The sequence below is a fragment of the Thermopirellula anaerolimosa genome (genome assembly GCF_054657335.1).
This window is the reverse complement of sequence record NZ_BAAHYX010000004.1, coordinates 888,956-906,940: the sequence shown is the minus strand read 5'-3', so window position 1 is coordinate 906,940 and position 17,985 is coordinate 888,956. Positions and strand designations below refer to the sequence as shown.

Annotated in this window: 11 protein-coding genes; 7 read left to right on the top strand and 4 right to left on the bottom strand. The window is 62.2% G+C overall.

The annotated features are described in order from the left end of the window. The first annotated feature begins 311 nt into the window (after nucleotides 1-311). Genes ACYQ6J_RS04035 through pncA form a run of 4 tightly spaced genes read left to right on the top strand, consistent with a single transcriptional unit; the run spans nucleotide 312 to nucleotide 5,247 of the window. Nucleotides 312-1,826, top strand: coding sequence for a nicotinate phosphoribosyltransferase (locus tag ACYQ6J_RS04035; RefSeq protein ID WP_460182911.1), 1,515 nt, complete (start codon nucleotides 312-314; stop codon nucleotides 1,824-1,826). Further along, complete coding sequence (gene nadE / locus ACYQ6J_RS04030) at nucleotides 1,823-3,835, top strand: NAD(+) synthase (RefSeq protein WP_460182910.1); 2,013 nt, start codon at nucleotides 1,823-1,825, stop codon at nucleotides 3,833-3,835. The genes ACYQ6J_RS04035 and nadE overlap by 4 nt, the downstream gene beginning before the upstream one ends. A gap of 10 nt (nucleotides 3,836-3,845) precedes the next feature. After that, on the top strand, nucleotides 3,846-4,568 hold the full coding sequence (locus ACYQ6J_RS04025; protein WP_460182909.1) for an NUDIX domain-containing protein: 723 nt from the start codon (nucleotides 3,846-3,848) through the stop codon (nucleotides 4,566-4,568). Between the two features lie 43 nt (nucleotides 4,569-4,611). Then, a complete protein-coding gene (gene pncA, locus ACYQ6J_RS04020) occupies nucleotides 4,612-5,247 on the top strand; it encodes a bifunctional nicotinamidase/pyrazinamidase (RefSeq protein WP_460182908.1) in 636 nt (211 codons plus the stop codon). Between the two features lie 81 nt (nucleotides 5,248-5,328). Here pncA and ACYQ6J_RS04015 read toward each other — a convergent pair whose 3' ends face one another. Further along, nucleotides 5,329-9,681: a family 78 glycoside hydrolase catalytic domain gene (locus ACYQ6J_RS04015; protein WP_460182907.1), complete on the bottom strand. Its 4,353-nt coding sequence runs from the start codon at nucleotides 9,679-9,681 to the stop codon at nucleotides 5,329-5,331. A 379-nt stretch (nucleotides 9,682-10,060) separates the two neighbouring features. On the opposite strand from ACYQ6J_RS04015, the gene ACYQ6J_RS04010 reads away from it, so the two are divergent. Next, nucleotides 10,061-11,215, top strand: coding sequence for a peptidylprolyl isomerase (locus tag ACYQ6J_RS04010; RefSeq protein ID WP_460182906.1), 1,155 nt, complete (start codon nucleotides 10,061-10,063; stop codon nucleotides 11,213-11,215). Nucleotides 11,216-11,297: 82 nt separating this feature from the next. Here ACYQ6J_RS04010 and ACYQ6J_RS04005 read toward each other — a convergent pair whose 3' ends face one another. Both ACYQ6J_RS04005 and ACYQ6J_RS04000 read right to left on the bottom strand, forming a co-directional pair. Further along, nucleotides 11,298-12,728, bottom strand: coding sequence for a prenyltransferase/squalene oxidase repeat-containing protein (locus ACYQ6J_RS04005; RefSeq protein WP_460182905.1), 1,431 nt, complete (start codon nucleotides 12,726-12,728; stop codon nucleotides 11,298-11,300). Between the two features lie 619 nt (nucleotides 12,729-13,347). Beyond that, nucleotides 13,348-14,268, bottom strand: a complete 921-nt coding sequence (locus tag ACYQ6J_RS04000; protein ID WP_460182904.1) for a tetratricopeptide repeat protein — start codon at nucleotides 14,266-14,268, stop codon at nucleotides 13,348-13,350. Nucleotides 14,269-14,568: 300 nt separating this feature from the next. On the opposite strand from ACYQ6J_RS04000, the gene ACYQ6J_RS03995 reads away from it, so the two are divergent. Further along, nucleotides 14,569-15,024, top strand: a complete 456-nt coding sequence (locus ACYQ6J_RS03995; protein WP_460182903.1) for a hypothetical protein — start codon at nucleotides 14,569-14,571, stop codon at nucleotides 15,022-15,024. 61 nt (nucleotides 15,025-15,085) lie between these two features. Here the strand turns inward: ACYQ6J_RS03995 and ACYQ6J_RS03990 are convergent, their stop codons facing one another. Then, nucleotides 15,086-16,195, bottom strand: a complete 1,110-nt coding sequence (locus ACYQ6J_RS03990; protein ID WP_460183307.1) for an A/G-specific adenine glycosylase — start codon at nucleotides 16,193-16,195, stop codon at nucleotides 15,086-15,088. A gap of 248 nt (nucleotides 16,196-16,443) precedes the next feature. Here ACYQ6J_RS03990 and ACYQ6J_RS03985 point away from each other — a divergent pair, with 248 nt between their 5' ends. Then, nucleotides 16,444-17,940: a rhamnulokinase gene (locus ACYQ6J_RS03985; RefSeq protein ID WP_460182902.1), complete on the top strand. Its 1,497-nt coding sequence runs from the start codon at nucleotides 16,444-16,446 to the stop codon at nucleotides 17,938-17,940. Nucleotides 17,941-17,985: the final 45 nt, after the last annotated feature.

The window sequence follows — 17,985 nt, the reverse complement described above, 5'->3', positions numbered from 1 at the left end:
GGTCCGCCTGAGCCGCGAAATTCTGCCGGACGGAATTCGACTATTGTCCCGTCACCCCCCCGAATTGGCAACCGGTGCCGTCGAGGACTCAAGGATGACCATTAGTTTCCACCATGTCCGATGAAGCATTACTGATATTATCACATTACTAGTAATTATGCTCATGTTATTCTACCTATCGGGTTTTTCTCCGGCAAGGTGGTCATTTTTCGGATTCGGCAGCCATGGTACTCTCAAGCCGCGGGTGGTTTGCTCTAGAATTGGGCAGGGGTTTTTGTCGCAGAGCGATTCACGATCGCGGGTTGCGGTTCATGACGGATTCACTGCCATTTGGCGAACATCCCGGTTCTTCTTGGGACGCGGGGGATACCCTGCCCCCGGCGTTGGCAACGGACCTGTACGAGTTGCTGATGGCCCAGGGCTACTGGCTTTTGGGCTGGGCGGAGCGCCGGGCGGTATTCAATCTGTTTTTTCGCAAGCACCCCTTTCGGGGAGGGTTCGTGCTCGCATGCGGGCAAGAGGCCGCCGGGAAATTCTTGGAGAGATTCCGCTTCCGTGAAGACGATCTCAATTACTTGGCATCGCTACGGGGCGGAGACGGGCGACCTTTGTTTCGGTCGGAATTCTTGCAATTTCTTACGGAAATGAGTTTCCGGTGCGATGTTCGAGCGGTCCGCGAGGGCACGGCCGTCTTCGCGAACGAACCCATCTTGCAAGTGGAGGGTCCGTTACTACAGGCGCAATTGGTGGAAACCGCCCTCCTCAACCTGATCGGGTTTCCTTCGTTGGTCGCCACGAAGGCGGCGAGGATTTGTCGGGCGGCGGGGAACGATCCCGTGGTGGAGTTCGGCTTGCGGCGTGCCCAAGGTTGGCTGGCAGGCCTGACGGCGTCGCGGGCGGCGTACATCGGGGGGTGTGCGGGAACGTCCAACGTTGCGGCGGGGCAGACTTTTGGAATCCCCGTCCGCGGTACCATGGCGCACAGTTGGGTGATGGCCTTCGACGACGAAACCGATGCCTTCGCCGCCTATGGACGCGCCGTTCCCGCCAACTGCATTTTCGTGCTGGATACATACGACTCCGAGCAAGGCCTTTCTCATGCCTTGGCCGCTGCCGAACAGTTGCGGCGGCACGGGATCGGCATTCAAGGTGTGCGACTGGATTCGGGCGACTTAGCGCGGTTGAGTCGCGAGGCACGGCGGCGACTGGATGAGGCCGGCCTGACCCATGTCGCCGTATTGGCGTCGGGCGACCTCGATGAATATCGCATCCTCCGGTTGAAAGAGCGCGGGGCCTGCGTGAACGCCTGGGGTGTGGGAACGCGACTCGTGACGGCCTACGATGAACCGGCGTTGTCGGTTGTCTATAAGCTTTCGGCGGTCGTCAACGAACGCGGCGAGTGGGAGGATCGCGCGAAGATTTCGGACGATCGAGCGAAGCGCAGTCTGCCGGGACTATCCGGCGTGTATCGCTTTTACGCTGATGAGCGCGCGATATGCGACGTAGTTTATGATCGGCGCGACGGTCCGCCGGAGGCGACGGACGCGGCGAAGCGTTTGCGGGCGAAGGTCGGATCGCAATATCTGCTGCGTAGCGGCGACTGTCGAGGCGAGGACCTGCTCGTTCCCATGATGAACGAGGGACGCCCGGCGCAGCCCGCTCGCCCGCTGGGGGAAGTCCGAGCTTATGCCCGGGCGCAACTCGCGACTTTGCCGGACGCGGTTTTGCGTTTCCGGCGACCGGAGCGATATCCGGTGGTGGAGAGTGAGGCTGTGCGCCGCAGGAGAAGGGTCGCCGCGACGAAGGTCCGGAGGAAGACGCCATGACATGGGTGAAGGTGGGAGGTGCGGCCCTCAATCAGACGCCTTTGGATTGGGAGGGAAATGCGCACAACATCAAGGAGGCGATCCGACTTGCCCGGGGGGAAGGCATCAGCATTTTGTGTCTGCCCGAGCTTTGCATCACCGGTTACGGGTGCGAGGACGCCTTCCACGGCACGCAAATGCAGGAAACGGTGTTCGACATCTTGGAAGAGATTCTTCCGGAAACCGAAGGGATCGCCGTATCCGTGGGCATGCCGATCTATCACAAGACGGCGCTTTTCAACACGGCTTGCCTGATTGTGGACGGACGAATCGTGGGTTTTCGTCCCAAACAGCACTTGGCAGGCAGCGGGCTGCACTATGAACCGCGGTGGTTCAAACCTTGGCCGCGCGGCGTTTGCGACGAAGCGACCGTTCGCGGTCGGAACTATCCCATCGGCGACTTGGTGTTCGACGTGGGCGGCGTGCGCGTGGGGTTCGAGATTTGCGAGGACGCTTGGGTCGCTCAACGTCCCGGCGGAGAAATGGCCCGACGCGGAGTGGACGTCATCCTCAACCCCAGCGCCAGCCACTTCGCCTTCGGTAAGCACGACGTCCGTAAGCGATTCGTGGCCGAGGGGTCGCGGGCGTTTCACGTGGCATATGTCTACGCGAATCTGTTGGGAAACGAGGCCGGACGGATCATTTACGACGGCGGCGTGTTGATCGGGACGGGCGGGCGATTGGCGGCGGCGGGGCCGCGGTTTTCCTTCCGACCCGTGCTGGTGACGGGCGCGGTTTTCGACACCGCCGTGAACCGTATGAATCGAGCCCGCAACGGCGGATTCGAGCCTGACTTTTCACCGGGCGGAGCCGATCCGACGGCGGCCTTTCAGTTTCCCCGAATCGATCCGTACATGCAGTCGCCCCAATTTGCGGCCTGGGAGACCGGTCCGCATGTCAAGGAAGAGGAATTCGCGCGGGCCGTCATGTTGGGGCTGTTCGATTATCTCCGCAAGAGTCGCTCGCAAGGATTCGTCGTCAGCGTCAGCGGCGGGGCCGACTCTTCGGCGGTAGCTTGCTTGGCCTGCCTCACGATCGAGGCGGCTCATCAAGAATTGGGGCACGAGGCCTTTTGCCGCGCGCTTGCGCATATCCCCGATTTGCGCCGGACCGACGATCATGCCGAGCGGATCAGCCGATTGGTGCACTGCGTGTACCAGGCCACGGCCAACAGCAGCGAGACCACTCGGATAGCCGCTGAGGAAGTGGTTCGCTCTCTGGGGGCGTCCATGGCCTGCGTGAACGTGGAGGCGCTGGTTCGCGGTTACGTTTCGATGATCGAAGGGGTATTAGGGCGAAAACTGACCTGGGAACAAGACGACTTGGCGCTGCAAAACATTCAGGCCAGGGTTCGAGGCCCCGGCGTTTGGCTGCTGGCCAACGTGAAGAGAGCATTGCTTTTGGCCACCAGCAATCGATCGGAGGCTGCCGTCGGCTACGCCACCATGGACGGCGACACGTGCGGCAGCCTGAGTCCGATCGCGGGCATCAATAAGACGTATCTGCGGGAGTGGTTGCGGTGGTTGGAGAAGCAGGGGCCGGAAGGGTTGCATCCCGTCCCCGCCTTAGCGGCGGTGAATCGATTGCCGCCGACCGCGGAGTTGCGTCCCGGCGAATCCGGTCAGACCGACGAGGGCGATTTGATGCCCTACGCGGTGCTGGATTTCATCGAACGGGCATCCATTTTGGACAAGCTGCCGCCGGTGGAGGTCTTTCACTTGGCGCAGGCGCACTTTCCCGAGTATGCGCCGTCGCAAATGGGGATTTGGGTGGAGCGGTTCTTCCGCTTGTGGTGCCGCAATCAGTGGAAACGGGAGCGTTACGCGCCGTCGTTCCATGTGGATGACGAGAACCTCGATCCCAAGACGTGGTGCCGTTTTCCGATCCTCTCCGGCGGATTCGAGCGCGAGTTGCGGCAGTTGCAGCGAGTGGTGAGCGATTTGACCGGCGATGCCGGCGGAACAGGATAGGACTGAGGTTGTGCCGTTCACGTATGAATATCCCCGTCCCGCGGTGTGCGTGGATTGCGTGGTGTTCGGGATTCCCGCCCCGGCGCGGAGCATTTCGCGAAGACGTGTGCCGCGACTCGATGTGCTCTTGATTCGGCGTCTCCGCGATCCGTTCGCCGGACGCTATGCCTTACCGGGCGGTTTCGTGGAGATCGATGAACCGCTGGAACCGGCCGCGCGTCGCGAGTTGCTGGAAGAAACCGGCATTGCTCCCGCCCGACTGGTTCCCCTCGGCATGTACGGAGACCCCGGGAGAGATCCTCGCGGTCGCACGATTTCAGCGGTTTTTCGCGCGGTGGTTTGGACGGAGGAGCATGCTCCGACGGCGGGCGACGACGCGGAGGCGGCGCGTTGGTTTCCGCTACATCGGTTGCCGGCTTTGGCGTTCGATCATGACGCCATCGTTCGGGAATCGTGGCAGGCGCTGCGTCGGGCCGTGCGCGGCGGTCCCTTCGGGTTGGAATTGCTGTCCGGCGATTTCGACGCCGAAACTTTGGCCTGGGTCTATCGCGCGGTTCTGGGTCGCGGGCTGGAGTTGAATCAGCTTTTGGCGGGCCTGCTGCGCTACAGCCTCCTGCGACGGGCGACCGGTCGCGGTCGGAAAGATGCCGAACCGGGACGCTATCGTTGGAATGTGGCGAGCTACCGCAAGTGGGAGAGACTTGGTTTCGACGGACTGGGTTTGCAATCGTGAGGTCGGTGGGAGACGGAGTTCGGGCGGATATCCGGTGAAGTGCATGTTTTCCGACAGTGCGGCACTGATTGTGGTGGATGTGCAAAACGATTTCTGCCCCGGCGGGGCCTTGCCCGTGCCGCAAGGCGATGAAATCGTGCCGATCGTCAATTCCCTTGCGGATCGTTTCCCGCTCGTGGCGGCCACGCAGGACTGGCACCCGCCCGATCATGTCAGCTTCGCGGCAAACCATCCGGGCAAGCAACCGGGCGACGTCGTCGCGCTGGAGGATGGACCGCAGATTCTCTGGCCCGTTCATTGCGTGCAGGATTCGCCGGGGGCCGACTTTCACCCGTGTTTGAACGCGAGTCGTTTCGCCCGAATCTTTCGCAAAGGCACGGATCCCCGCATCGACAGCTATAGCGGTTTTTTCGACAACCGGCGGCGGCGCGGCACGGGGCTACACGAGTTCCTGCGACAATCGGGAGTGCACAGGGTGTACGTTTGCGGATTGGCGACGGACTATTGCGTCAAGTGGACCGTACTGGACGCCCTCGCGCTGGGCTATCGCGTGGCGGTCATCGTCGATGCCTGTCGCGGAGTGGAACTTCAACCGGGTGACGTGGAGGGAGCCTTGCGGGAGATGGTCGCCGCGGGCGCGGACTTGGTGCAGTCCCGGACCGTCCTCGCCGGGAATTGACTTCGCGCGGATGGGGCCTGTCCTCTCGGATGGAAATCCCGAACCGCCATCGCGACGCATATGACCCCGGTTCCGGGATCGTCAGGAGCGATTGATGGGTTCGCCCGCCGTAGGCCAGCCATCGACCCACTGCACGGGTCGCACGTTGAGGATTCGGCCTTGGCGCGGGGCTTCGGCGTCGTAGCAGGCGTGTACCAGCCAGTCGCCTTGGGGCGTGCTCAGAAAGCTGTTGTGGCCGGTGCCGCGCCAACGGTCGGAGCTTTCCAAGACGAGCGTGGCATGGCCTTCGAGCATGGGTCGGCCTTCTCTGTCCACATACGGTCCAAGCACGGCCTTCGCGCGTCCGACGCGGATGTTGTACGTGCTGCGGAGGCCGTCGCAACAGGAGTCGTAGGACACGAATAGGTAGTACCAGTCGCCGCGGCGAATGACGTAGGCCCCTTCAATGGCCGGCGGATTATGCCCGGGACGCGCGGCGACGGGGGTGATTTGCGGCGGATCCGAAGCAAACTTGCCCGTGGTTGGATCGATCGGCGCGGCCTTAATACCGGTCCAGTACGATCCCCAGAACAGGTAGGCCTTTCCGTCTGAATCGACGAACAAGGCCGGATCGATGGCATTGAAGTCGTCGCGGTTGGGTCGCGACTCAAGCACCAGTCCGCGATCCTCCCAGCGATAGTTCGGGGAGCTTATATCCAGCGTCTCGTTGACGGCCAATCCAATAACGGAGTGCTGGCTGCCGAAAGTCGAGACCGAGTAATACAGGTGATACTTACCGTTCATGAAGCGGATGTCGGGTGCCCAAATGTTTCGCGCGCCGGGGATGATTCGCTTGGCCCAACTCGGCACGGGTTCCGTGAAAACTCGACCGACGTTCTCCCAAGCCTTCAGATCTTTGGAGTGCCAAATCGGGATGCCGTTGCCCGTCGAGAAGATCCAATAGCCCCCTTCGTCATCGGCGATGACCGCTGGGTCGGGGCAACCGAGGCGGATACCCGCGGGCGACGTGGGATGGGTTTCGTCCTCCATCGCGAATCCGGTCGGCAAGACGGGCAGAGGTAGGCGGACGGCGTCGGAGTCGCCGGGGCGGTTGGGCGGAGCGGCCTGGAACGCCGAGTGGGCTTGGGCGGAATCTCGGGCCGCGCTGCTTGCGGCGCCTTCTCCCGATTCGAAGTGATAACTGCCCGATCCGACCTCCAGTACCATGCGGTCGCCTTCGCGGCGGAGGAAGCGGATGCCGTCGCGCTGAGCGACGGGTTGGCCGCCTTCAAGGACCTCACCCGTTCCGACGGGTACCCATAGCGTGGCCGAACTGTTGGGCGGGATGACAACATTCCATTCGAATCGCTCGGCCTGCCGCCGCCAGTGACTGGCGATTTCGCCGTAAGGACCGCGGTGCACGGCGCGGACCCAAGCCAAGTCGCCCGGCGTCTCCGGACGCATCAGCACGTGCTTGAAGCCCGGTCGATTGGGGTCGCTCGCAATTCCGGCGAGGTGTTCGTACATCCAGATCACCAGGTCGCCGACCAGCATGACGTGATTGTGGGAGTTCATGGCCGGATCGGCCGTATCGCCGTTCCACAACTCCCAAATCGTGGTGGCGTCCTTCTCGATCATGTACCCCCAACTGGGATAGGTCTTTTGGGTCGCCAGCTTATAGGCGAGATCCGCTCGTCCGTTGCGCGTCAGCGTCCGCATCAACCACTGCCCGCCGATGAGGCCCGTGCCGACGTGCTCGTGCGTCTCCTCCACGATCTTGCGTTCCAGATAACGGAAAATCGCGGGGCGATCGGCCTCCGGCGCCAATCCGAAGGCCAGGGGAAGAACGGAAGATGTCTGGGAACCGTTGTCATAATGATCGCGTTCGGACGCCAGGAATTGCCGGTTGAATGCCCGTTCCAATCGGTCCGCCAACGCATCGAATCGCGCGGCGTCCTCGGGACGCCCAAGCACGCGGGCGTAACGCGCCATCAGCCGAGCACAGTGATAGAAATAACTTGTTCCCAACACGGCTTTCGCGGTCCGCCGGGCCGGGTCTTGGGAGTGGATCAAGTGCGGGGCTTCGGGGGGAACGCACCAGTCGCCGTATTGGTCTCGCGGCATGATATCGTCTTCCAGGAATCCGGCCATGTGGTCCATCCATCGCACCATGGCCGGGTAAACTCGAGCCAAGGCCTCGCGATCGTCGAATTGGTCGATCAGCGTCCCCGGTATGATGATCAGGCTGGAAGGCCAGGTGACGTTGTCGGAGTACAGCGGCCAGTACGATGGAGCCACGTCGGGAACGCTGCCGTTTTCCTTCTGGGCGTCCGCCATGTCTTGCAACCACTTCGCGTACAAGGGCGCGTTCAAAAACAAAAAGGTTTCCCCCTTGGATTCGGCGGAGCGGTCGCCGAGCCAACCTTGGCGCTCGTCGCGTTGCGGGCAATCGGTGGGAATGCTGCGATAGTTGCCGCGGACTCCCCAGAATACGTTGCGGTAGATGCGGTTGAGCAGTTCGTTGGAGCTTGCCCATTCCCCCGCCTGCGGCATGTCGTCGTGGACCACGCGGCCTTCGAGGGCGTCCAGGTCCGGGCGACCGGGATAGCCGGTGACCTCGACATAGCGAAAACCGTGATACGTGAATCGCGGTTCCCAGACTTCACGTCCCGTGCCTTTCAGGACGTAGCGATCGGTCACCTTCGCCCCGCGAATATTGTCGAGGTATAAGGAACCGTCCTCGCGGATCGTCTCGGCGAAACGGAGTTGGACGACCTGCCCGCGCGGGCCTTCGACGTGCAGGCGACACCATCCGACCATGTTTTGGCCCATATCGAAGATGAACATGCCGGGACGGACCTCGCGGACGGACTTGGGCCGCAGCGTCTCCGTGACGCGAATCGGCTCCATGTTTTGGGCGACGAGCCGTCCCGCAGGCGGTTCCACGAGTTGAGCCGATTGCCATTTTCCGTCGTCGAAGCCGGCGCGATTCCAGCCCGGCATTTCAAGCCGTGCGTCGTACTCCTCGCCGTCGTACTCGTTATTGGCGAGGATCGGACCGGCGGCGGTCAACTTCCAGCTTCCATCGCTGACGATCAGTTCGCGCGTGCCGTCTTCGTATTCCACGTCCAGTTGGAACAGTAGCTTGGGGAATCCGTAGGTTAGAGTCAGCGTCGGTTCGCGGAGACGCGGCGCGAAATACCGACCGTTTCCCAGAACCACGCCCACGGCGTTTTGTCCCGGTCGAAGTTGTTGCGTGACCTCGTGCGTCACATAAAAGACGCGTTTCGGATATTCCGTCAGACCGGGCGAAAGGACGTGGTCGCCGATCTTTTCACCATTCAAGTACAATTCGGAAAGCCCCAGGCCGCTAATGTATGCGAATGCCTGCTTTACGGGCTTTTGGAGCGAGAATTCCTTGCGAAGCCAGCGGGCGGGCAAGCGACGACTGTCAGCCTCGGGCGCGGAGACGTCGCCCCAAGGCGCCATCCCCGCCTCTCCTAACACCGCGACGGATTTCCACCCGCCGTCGTCGAAATCGATGCCTTGCCAACCGTCCGCCGCTTGGGACGACGATTTCCAGGTGTCATCGCTTAACAGCAGGACGGTTCGACCGTCGTCCAATTCCACGCTCAACCGAACCAATAGGCCGGCGGGGTTGGGGGAATCGCCCGCGTTTTCCACTTCCACGGCCAAGACGTTCTTGCCCGGTCGGAGCGAGCCAAGAACGTCCAGATCGGCCGCGGCGCGAAAGTTATTGGCACGTCCGACGGATTGGCCGTTGACGAAGACCTGGGCGAAATTGTCGGCGGTCACCCAAAGCTGCGCTTTACGAAATGCGGTGGTTTCCGGAAGCTCGAATCGGCGGCGGAACCAACGTTTTCCCGGCGGCGGGGATTTGGGATCGTCGCCGTACCATATCCACGATACGCCGCGGATTAAAACGGAATCGGCCTCCTTTTCGTCTTTGCCGATCCAGCGGCCTTTCCAATCCTCGGCGGACATCAAGCCGACGGTCCAGCGAGCGACCGGACTCCAAGCGGAAGGCCGACCGTCTCGGTCCCAGACGCGGACCTTCCAATAGCACGCTCGACCGCTCGTGAGCGGTTTTCCTTGATACGAAACCTGGATGGATCGGTCGGAATCCACCTTGCCGCTATCCCAAAGATCGGCTCGATCCTCAGCCAGAGCGGATGCCGAGGAGGCGACCAAGATTTGATAGGCGGTCTGGACCTCGCCGCGTCGGGGCGACACGATCTGCCAACTGAGCCTCGGATGCGGCGAATCGATTCCAACGGGATCGACGCGATACTCGCACCGTGGGTTCACCACCCGCACAATGACTTCTTCCGCCAAGCAAGGCCCTGCCAAGCTTCCGGCGGCCAAGAGGGGCATCAACAAAAGCGCAAAAGCAAGACGTAGGATGGTGCGACGTGGCGCGCGGGAGCGTTGCATGGGAGATTGCCTTTCATCAATAGTCGCGAGATTTTGAGCGGGCAACGACGGCGATGCGGGGAGCAGCCCCGCCGCATCGCGATGCCGACCGCGGATGCTCGAAGATTATAGCCTAGCCTGGTGCGTTGGGCGAGTTGCCGAGTCTGTGCCGGAAGCAGCCGATTCACGCGTCATGTCTCGTGGGTTTTCTGCCGCTTCGCGATAGGGTTGCTGCGGGGAGACGGGCGAATTCCCGCGGCAGGACTGGTCGGGTGGAGGGATATCTGTTAGCGTAAGCGTAGCGTTTCGTTGTTCGCGACCTGATCGACCCGCGTGAGGCGGAAAAGAGGTCGGGCCCCGCGGCGTTCGAGATTCCGGTTCTGGATACGGTTGTTTTCCCATGAAAAATCTTGCGTTGCGTGCGGCGGTGTTGTCTTGCGTCACGGTTGCGGGCGCGGTGTGGTGGGGCATGCAAACGGATGCGGCCTGGGCTCAAGCGGCGTCCCAACCCGCCCCATCCGCAGCCGCCGGTCCGAAGAACGCGGAATTCCAAAGAATCTTTAAGGAGTGGAACGCCCTCTTGGCGGAACTTCAAGACTTGAGACTGAAGTATCGTTCGGCGGGCCCGGCGGAGATGGCTCAATTGCGGGCGCAGTATGAGGCCGGCGTGCAGAAGGCGCAGGCCGACTTGCCGAAACTGATCGCCGCCGCGGAAGCGGCCTTCGATGAGGCCCCGCAAACCCAAGGCGATTTGGTGGACCTACTCTCCGACGTGGCGGTCGATCATGCCGAGAGCGGGCGGTTCGAGCAGGCCAAGGCACTCGCGGAAAAGTTGATCAAGAAAGGGGTGGATACGCCGCCCGTCCATTTCGCGATGGCAAAGGCGGCTTTTGGGATGGAGGATTTCGGCCAGGCACAGGCCTATTTCAAGAAACTCGCTGATGCCGGTATCGAGGAGGAAGAATTGAAGTACTTTCAAAAAGCATCGGAAGATTACGGCGCCGATTGGCCCAAGGAAAAGGCGATTCGCGACGCCGAGGCTAAGGCCGACGATTTGCCGCGCGTGCTGCTCAAGACCTCGAAGGGCGACGTTGTACTGGAGTTGTTCGAGAACGAAGCTCCCAATACGGTCGCCAATTTCGTTCAGTTGGTCGAGCAGGGATTCTATAACGGCCTGACGTTCCATCGCGTAATTCCCGGCTTTGTGGCGCAAGGCGGTTGCCCCAAGGGCGACGGCACGGGGGATCCGGGCTATCGCTTTGCGGACGAGTGCTCGGCCCCCAACGCAAGAAGGCACTACCGCGGCAGTTTGAGCATGGCCAATAGCGGCCCGAATACCAACGGATCGCAGTTCTTCATCACCTACATGCCGACTCCGCACCTGAATGGTAAGCACACGGTCTTCGGTCGGGTCGTGTCGGGTATGGATGTGGTGGAAAAGCTCGAGCCGCGCGATCCGCAGGATCCGAGCGCACCGCAAGCCGACAAGATCATTTCGGCCCAGGTGTTACGCAAACGCCCCCACGAATACGCCGTGAAGAAGCTAGGCTCCTGATCTTCCCGTCGGACTCGGCTGCCGTGGAGAGGCTTCGCTTTTGGGAAGTCGGCTTGTGGTCTGCGCAGGAGCCGAAACGGTCTCAAAACGGTGGGAAGACCTCTTCGCCGTAGAGCGGCAGGTAGCGGTAATAGACCTCCAAGATCATTACCGCCATGGCCGTGGTGTACAATCGACCGCCCACGCGGCTGTGCTCGTCGTCGAAGTACCAACTTCCGTTCTCATGGCCTTTGACGGCCTGGGTGGAAACGAGGTAGTCGCGCATCGGGCGGTTCCAGAACTTCCAATCCGATCCGCCCCAATGCCGCAGGACTTGGGTGGCGTAGTAGTTGTAATAGATGTCGGCGGGCGAGGGGCCCCAGGTGGAGAGTAGGGAAACGCCCCGGGCCAGGGCGGGATGCCCTCGCGTCCAACCGCCGTACATGCGGCAAAGGATGCCCACCGCCGTCGTTGCGCGACGAGGTTCCGGGGTCAAATACCCGTATTGGGCACCGCCGTCCGATTGCACGCTATCGAGGAAGCGGTCGGCGGCGTAAAGCGTGGACCGCGAGACCGGTAAACCGGCCAATTGCCCACTCTTGAGGGCCATCCATTGCCATCCGGTCACGGTGGTGTCGCCGGGTTCGCCGGGGGCGTATCGCCAACCTCCGCCGCGCCGGTCTTGCGCGGCCTGAATGTAGCGGATCGCCGACTGAGCGGGATCGCGGAGCGCCTCGTCCTGCGTCATGGCGTACGCCTCGCAGAGCGCGATGGCGGCCAATCCCTGGGCGTACATGGTGCCTTCGCGGAGATCCAGACCCTCCGGCGTGGTTCGACCCCGACGAAGCAAGTAGTACAGGCCCTTGCGGACGGTTTCTCGGTGCTCTCCTTGGGTATGCGTATAACCGGCACCCAGGAAAGGCAGCAGTGCGATCGCCGTGGCGCCGGTGGTGCTGGCTTCCGTGCCGGCATTGGCGCATAGACCGGCGCAATAGCTTTTTTTCAGGTCGAAGGTCCATCCGCCGTCGGGGCTTTGGTGGGCCGCAATCCAGCGCAGGCCGCGTTCCACGGCCTCCTCGCTCTCGGGCGTGCCGCCTGCATCGCGAACAAGCTGTGCACGTCTTTCCGGCGAGCGCCCATCCAGTCCGCCGCCTCGGGGACGACTGTAGGATCGAAGCGGATCGATGGGGAGGGTGCCCGTCTCGGTGATCACGTCGTCAACGGCGGGGGTGTCGGTTTGGGCGGTCGTGCCGTCCAGCGGGTTGGAAAAGTCGGTCGGCGAAGGCGTGGAGTCTGAGGGAGGATTCACAAGTTCGGTTGCCGCCTCGCGAGTCTCCAAAATCAAGTCCTCCGCCGGTGTTTCGATTCCCTCGGGGGAGTTGCTTGTCGCGAGAAGCGAGCTCTCGCCCAATCCTCGCTCGATGTGAATCGAGATCAGGGCCAACACGATCAATGCCGCCGCGTGAACGACGGCACTGATGATGCCGCTCACCCAGGGACGCCCCAGGACTTCCCAATCGAGACGCGAGGTCATTGGCTCTGGGACGCCCGCCTTGCCTTCAGATTCCAAGCGCGAACGCTCAGGCGTAGAATTGCCCGACACCCCCGCTTGGGGCGGAGCAATCGGGGCGTACAAGCCTTCGGAAACCGCCTTGGACGCTCGCGAGATCGGTTTTTCGCTTTCGGATGTCTGGGTGGAATGGGTTGGGTGCGGTTTCTGGGGTGCTATGTCTCGTTGTATTCCCTCGTCGATGGTGTCGTCTTGATGGCGCGCGGAAGGGTCGGCACCCTGCACCGAATCGGCGGGATGCGGTTCTTCTTCGAACTTCTTGGAATGCGGCGGCCTGGAATCCAATGTTCGCGTCAACCTCGGGGCCGGTTTTCGGGCGTTTACGGGTCTCAGGATTTCAAGGCATCCGAGCGCACTGTCCCCTATGAAGCATTATCGGCACGATCCCGCAGTGTGGAATGTCAAACAGGGACGGCTTTGCCGTTGACTGGAGGGTGCGATCCGATGGAAAAGGCACGTCAAGTCGGCCGGAATCGGGAGGCCTGTCGCGGTGCGCCGAATCCGTCGTCGTGCGATCCGACCCACGGATATTGGCCGGCATTACTGCATCGTGACGAACCGGGGTCGTCTCCTCGCTCTTGCGTTAGCGGTTTGGGGGGAGGGCCGAGGGAGCCGATTCTTCGCCCGATGTGAGAATTACCTGGTCCGTGCTCAATTGCCGGAGCAAGCGCTGGGCGGCAGGGTTTTGGGGATCGCTCGCCAGCGCCTGACGCAAGGCGCCCAGCGCGCCGAGGCGGTTTCCCGCCGCGATGTGCGCCAGACCGGATTGAACGAGGAGGTCGGGGTTGCCGTTGTCTCTTTCGGCGGCTTGGGCGTAGTATTCGGCGGCATTAGCGTGCCGTCCCATCCATTGATAGACTTGAGCGACGGCAGTCAGCCATTCCACGGGTTCGTGACCCGGCCGGCATTTTTCGAGAGCGGCGTGCCACTCGGCCAGTGCCCGGTCCGGTTGTCCGGAGAGTTGGTAGCACTCGGCCAAACGGGCTGAGGCTTCCGCGTTGTCGGGGTTGAAATCGAGGCATCGCTGCAAGGCGGCGATCGCGCTACGGGTTTGCCCCCGCGCCTGCAAGACCTTGCCGTGCATCAGCCAGGCGGCGCCGCTGCCGGGGCTGATACGAATCGCCGTCTCCGTGTGCCGCTGTGCGAGTTCGACGTTGCCGGAAGCCAGATACTTCTCGGCCAAACGAAGATGGATGGGGGCCTGGTCGGGCGCCTGCTCGACGGCCGACTTCAACTGTTCAATCGCCGCCTCGCGCTTCCCCAGTCGCCACAGCACTTCCCCGTAAAGGGCGCGAGCCTCAGCGTCGGTCTTGCATTGCCTCAAGGCCTGTACCAACAGTCGATCCGCCTCTTGCAGATCGCCGCGCTCCAAGGCGAAATTGGCCTCTCGAGTTAGTTGGCGACTGACCTCCAATTCCCGAACCGGTCGCATGTGGCGCTGGACCAGACTGCAACCGGACAGCCACAGGGCCGCGAGGGCGGTCCAAAATGCCGTCCTGTGCACAAGTGTTTCGCGCCGGCGCATGGGGGTGAATACTTTGGCGATGCGTTCCGCGGACCAGGCGGAATATCCCCTGTGCAGAGGGGGCCGCGCGCAGGGGTGCCGCTTGTTCGACCGGATGGTTCGGTGCAGGATGGTAACATAGAATGGCCGATCCGGCTAGTTGACTTTCGAGCTTCATTTTTGAAACAAATTCGACCGCGCCGGGCGACTTGTGGCGGCCTTTTGTGCCGGAAGCAGTCCTGCGAGGGGTTGCGGATTTGCCCTCCCGATGGGGGTGCTTTTCGACGGGCGGAGACGATTGTGAGCGATCTGCTGGAATTCAATCATCACGGAATCCGCTTCCTTTACCCGGGCAACTGGTCCGTGGAAGAAGAGGGGTACCTGGAAGGGAAGCATTCGGTGACGGCCCAGAGCCCGAGCGGCGCTTTTTGGACCGTCAGTCTCCATCCGCGCCACGCCGACCCGAAGGGGATGGTAGAAGCTGCGGTGACGGCCATGCGTCAGGAATACGATTCCCTGGAGTGGGAACCGTATTCCTGGAGCGTGGAAGGGTGGCGGATGGTCGGTGCCGAGATGAACTTTTTCTACCTGGACCTAGTGTGCGTTTCGCGCGTCTTGGCGGTGAGCACCGATCGCGGCACTTTCGTCTTTTTTTGCCAAGCGGTGGACCGCGATTTCGAGACCTTGGACCGGGTCTTTCAGGCACTGACGGCCAGTTGCCTCAGCTTTATCCCCAAACTCTCGTACTGGGGGTAATTGCGCCGCGCTTCGGGGCGGCGTTCGCATTCCTTGTCGAAAAGGATGGATCAAAGTTTCGTTACGAAGTCCCACCGGTTGTCGTCCGCCGCTTCGTGAGCAGGGCATTTGCGATACGGCGACCGGGCGAGGAAAGCGGAATACGCTCCAGGGACGACGGTTGCAGCCAAGCCGCTTCGGTCCACTCCGGTCCAGAAAGCTCCACTTTGGGCGGTTTCCGCCGGTGGGGCATCACCTCTGCAAGAAAGCACTCGACCGTGACTCGGAATCGTGTCACGGCATATCGAAAGCGGAGGAAGTGCGCTCCCAGGCGGATTGATAGTCCGAACGATTGGCGGACCGACTCTTCCACACGATCCGGAGTAGGGATAAGGTTCGATTGCCCATCGGCGTGAGCGGTCTCTCGCGCAAGATCGAGGCGGGGGAAATCCCACATCCCGGCCCATCGCCCGACTTCGCCCCGGCGAAGCAGAAGCACGCTTCGGCCCTGACGGACGGCGATCGCCAGTTCATGGACGGCGGTCGTTCGAGACGCCGCTTGGGATCCGGCGACCTGATCTTGAATACCCAATCGGTAGGCATTGCAGTCGACGCGGATCGGACAGCTTGGGCACCGCGGATTCCGAACCAGGCAGATGAGGCTCCCCAACTCCATCAGCGCCTGATTGTAGACGCCGGCGTGGCGGGCGGGGACCAGGCGTTCCGCCGCCTTCCAAAGCAGCGTTTCGGGCAGGTCGATCGGGCGTTCGGGGTCGGCCAGTACGCGGCGGAGCACGCGACGGCTATTGGCTTCGAGGATTGCCGCCGCTCGATCGAAGGCGAAACTGAGGATGGCCCCCGCCGTGTAACGTCCGATGCCGGGAAGTGATTGCAACGTCTCGGGATCATCCGGTACGCGCCCGCCGTGCAGTTCGACCATGCGACGCGCCGCGGAGTGCAGCGATCGTGCGCGGCGATAATAACCCAGCCCCTCCCAATATCGCAGGACTTCATCCTGCGAGGCGTTCGCGAGCGTTGCCACGTCCGGAAACCGTGCCAAGAACCGGCGAAAATAAGGCTCCACCGTGGCGGTCTGGGTTTGCTGGAGCATGATCTCGCTGACCCAAATTGCATACGGATCCCGCGTTTCTCGCCAGGGAAAAGACCGCGCATGGCGGCGAAACCATGCGATGAGCCGCCGCTGGAAGGCGGCGCGGCGTCGTCCGTCGAATGCGGGATCGAGCGGCGCGACGGACAACCGGTTTGAAGGGTGATTGTGCGTGCGCGGTATTGGGTAGGGCTTTCGCGGAGGCATGCTTTTCTTTATGTTAGTGCTACGCCGCAGGGGTTGTGGACCGACCCGAGCGCCGCCGCGGCGACGCGACGGCGGCAGGCTGGGCGAGGGGATTATCTTTACGGTGTCGCGATGCGAGGTTGGTTATGGCCGACAAGGCATTCTTAGCGATCGACATGGGAGCGTCCAGCGGGCGGCACGTCGTTGGTTCCCTGGGCGGCGGACGTCTTCGCTTGGAGGAAGTGTATCGCTTCCCCAACGGTCCCGTGGAGGTGTTGGGCAGGCTGTATTGGGACCTGCTCGCCCAATGGACGCACATTCGCAACGGGATGCACGCCGCCGGGGCCCGATTCGGATCCGCCGTCGCAAGCCTGGGAATCGATACCTGGGGCGTCGATTTCGGCTTGCTGGGACGCAATGACGAACTGTTGGGCAATCCGTATCACTATCGGGACCGGCGCACGGACCGCATGATGGAACTGGCGTTCCAAACCGTGCCTCGGGAGGAGGTTTTCCGCCAGACCGGTCTTCAATTCATGCAATTGAACACGCTGTATCAACTCTTGGCCATGAAGACGTCGCGGTCGCCGCTCTTGGATGCGGCCGAAAGGCTCTTGATGATGCCCGACCTGTTCAATTGGATGCTGACCGGCGAAAAGGTCAACGAATTCACGGACGCCACCACGACGCAATTCTACAATCCGCGGGAACGACGCTGGGCCGTGGAACTGTTGGAGCAACTCGGACTTCCCACGCGCATTCTGGGCGAAATCGTCCCGCCGGGTACGGTCTTGGGTCCGTTGCGGGAAAGTCTGGTTGCGGAAAACGGACTGACGGGGGCGAAGGTCGTGCTGCCCGGCTCGCACGATACGGCCAGCGCCGTGATGGCCGTGCCCGCCGCGGGCAAGGAATTGGATTGGTGCTACATCAGCCTGGGGACGTGGGCCTTGATGGGCGTTGAGGTTCCCGAACCGATCATCAACGATCGCTCGCTGGAGTTGAATTTTACGAACGAGGGCGGCGTGGGCGGGACGATTCGCCTTCTCAAGAACATCACCGGGTTGTGGCTGGTTCAAGAGTGCCGGCGCGTTTGGAATCAAGGCGGCAAGAGCTGGGATTGGGAGGACCTCAACGCCCTCACCGAGCGGTCGCCTTCGTTGGCGGCGTTCGTCAATCCCGATGCGAGCGAGTTCTTGGCTCCCACCGATATGCCGGCGGCGATTCGGACGTTCGTGGAACGCACCGGCGGGAAGGTGCCGGCCACGGAAGGGGAGGTCCTCCGTTGCGCCTTGGACAGTATCGCCATGAAGTTCCGGCACGTATTGGGTATGTGCGAGGACTTGGTGGGGCGCCGACTGGAAACCATCCATATCGTCGGCGGTGGGACCAAGAACCGCATTCTGTGCCAGGCCGCGGCGGATGCGTGCGGGCGGAGAGTTTTGGCCGGTCCCGTCGAAGCCACCGCCATCGGAAACATCATGATGCAGGCCGTGGCGGCGGGCGAAGTCGCCGACATCGCCCAGGCTCGCAGCGTCATCCGCGAGAGTTTCCCCTTGGAGGAATACGTGCCCCGCAATACCGCCGCCTGGGATGACGCCTACCCGCGATTCTTGGAAGTTCTGGAAAAGACCTCCCAGGGATGAGGAATGCGGCGGAGGCCCCGCGATTGGGATTCGGTCCGGAAACGA

Excerpts from the sequence above, each read along its gene's own strand:
- ACYQ6J_RS04035 (WP_460182911.1), top strand. The coding sequence starts at position 312 with ATGACGGATTCACTGCCATTTGGCGAACATCCCGGTTCTTCTTGGGAC.
- nadE (WP_460182910.1), top strand. The coding sequence starts at position 1,823 with ATGACATGGGTGAAGGTGGGAGGTGCGGCCCTCAATCAGACGCCTTTG.
- pncA (WP_460182908.1), top strand. The coding sequence starts at position 4,612 with ATGTTTTCCGACAGTGCGGCACTGATTGTGGTGGATGTGCAAAACGAT.
- ACYQ6J_RS04015 (WP_460182907.1), bottom strand. The coding sequence starts at position 9,681 with ATGCAACGCTCCCGCGCGCCACGTCGCACCATCCTACGTCTTGCTTTT.
- ACYQ6J_RS04010 (WP_460182906.1), top strand. The coding sequence starts at position 10,061 with ATGAAAAATCTTGCGTTGCGTGCGGCGGTGTTGTCTTGCGTCACGGTT.
- ACYQ6J_RS04005 (WP_460182905.1), bottom strand. The coding sequence starts at position 12,728 with ATGACCTCGCGTCTCGATTGGGAAGTCCTGGGGCGTCCCTGGGTGAGC.
- ACYQ6J_RS03985 (WP_460182902.1), top strand. The coding sequence starts at position 16,444 with ATGGCCGACAAGGCATTCTTAGCGATCGACATGGGAGCGTCCAGCGGG.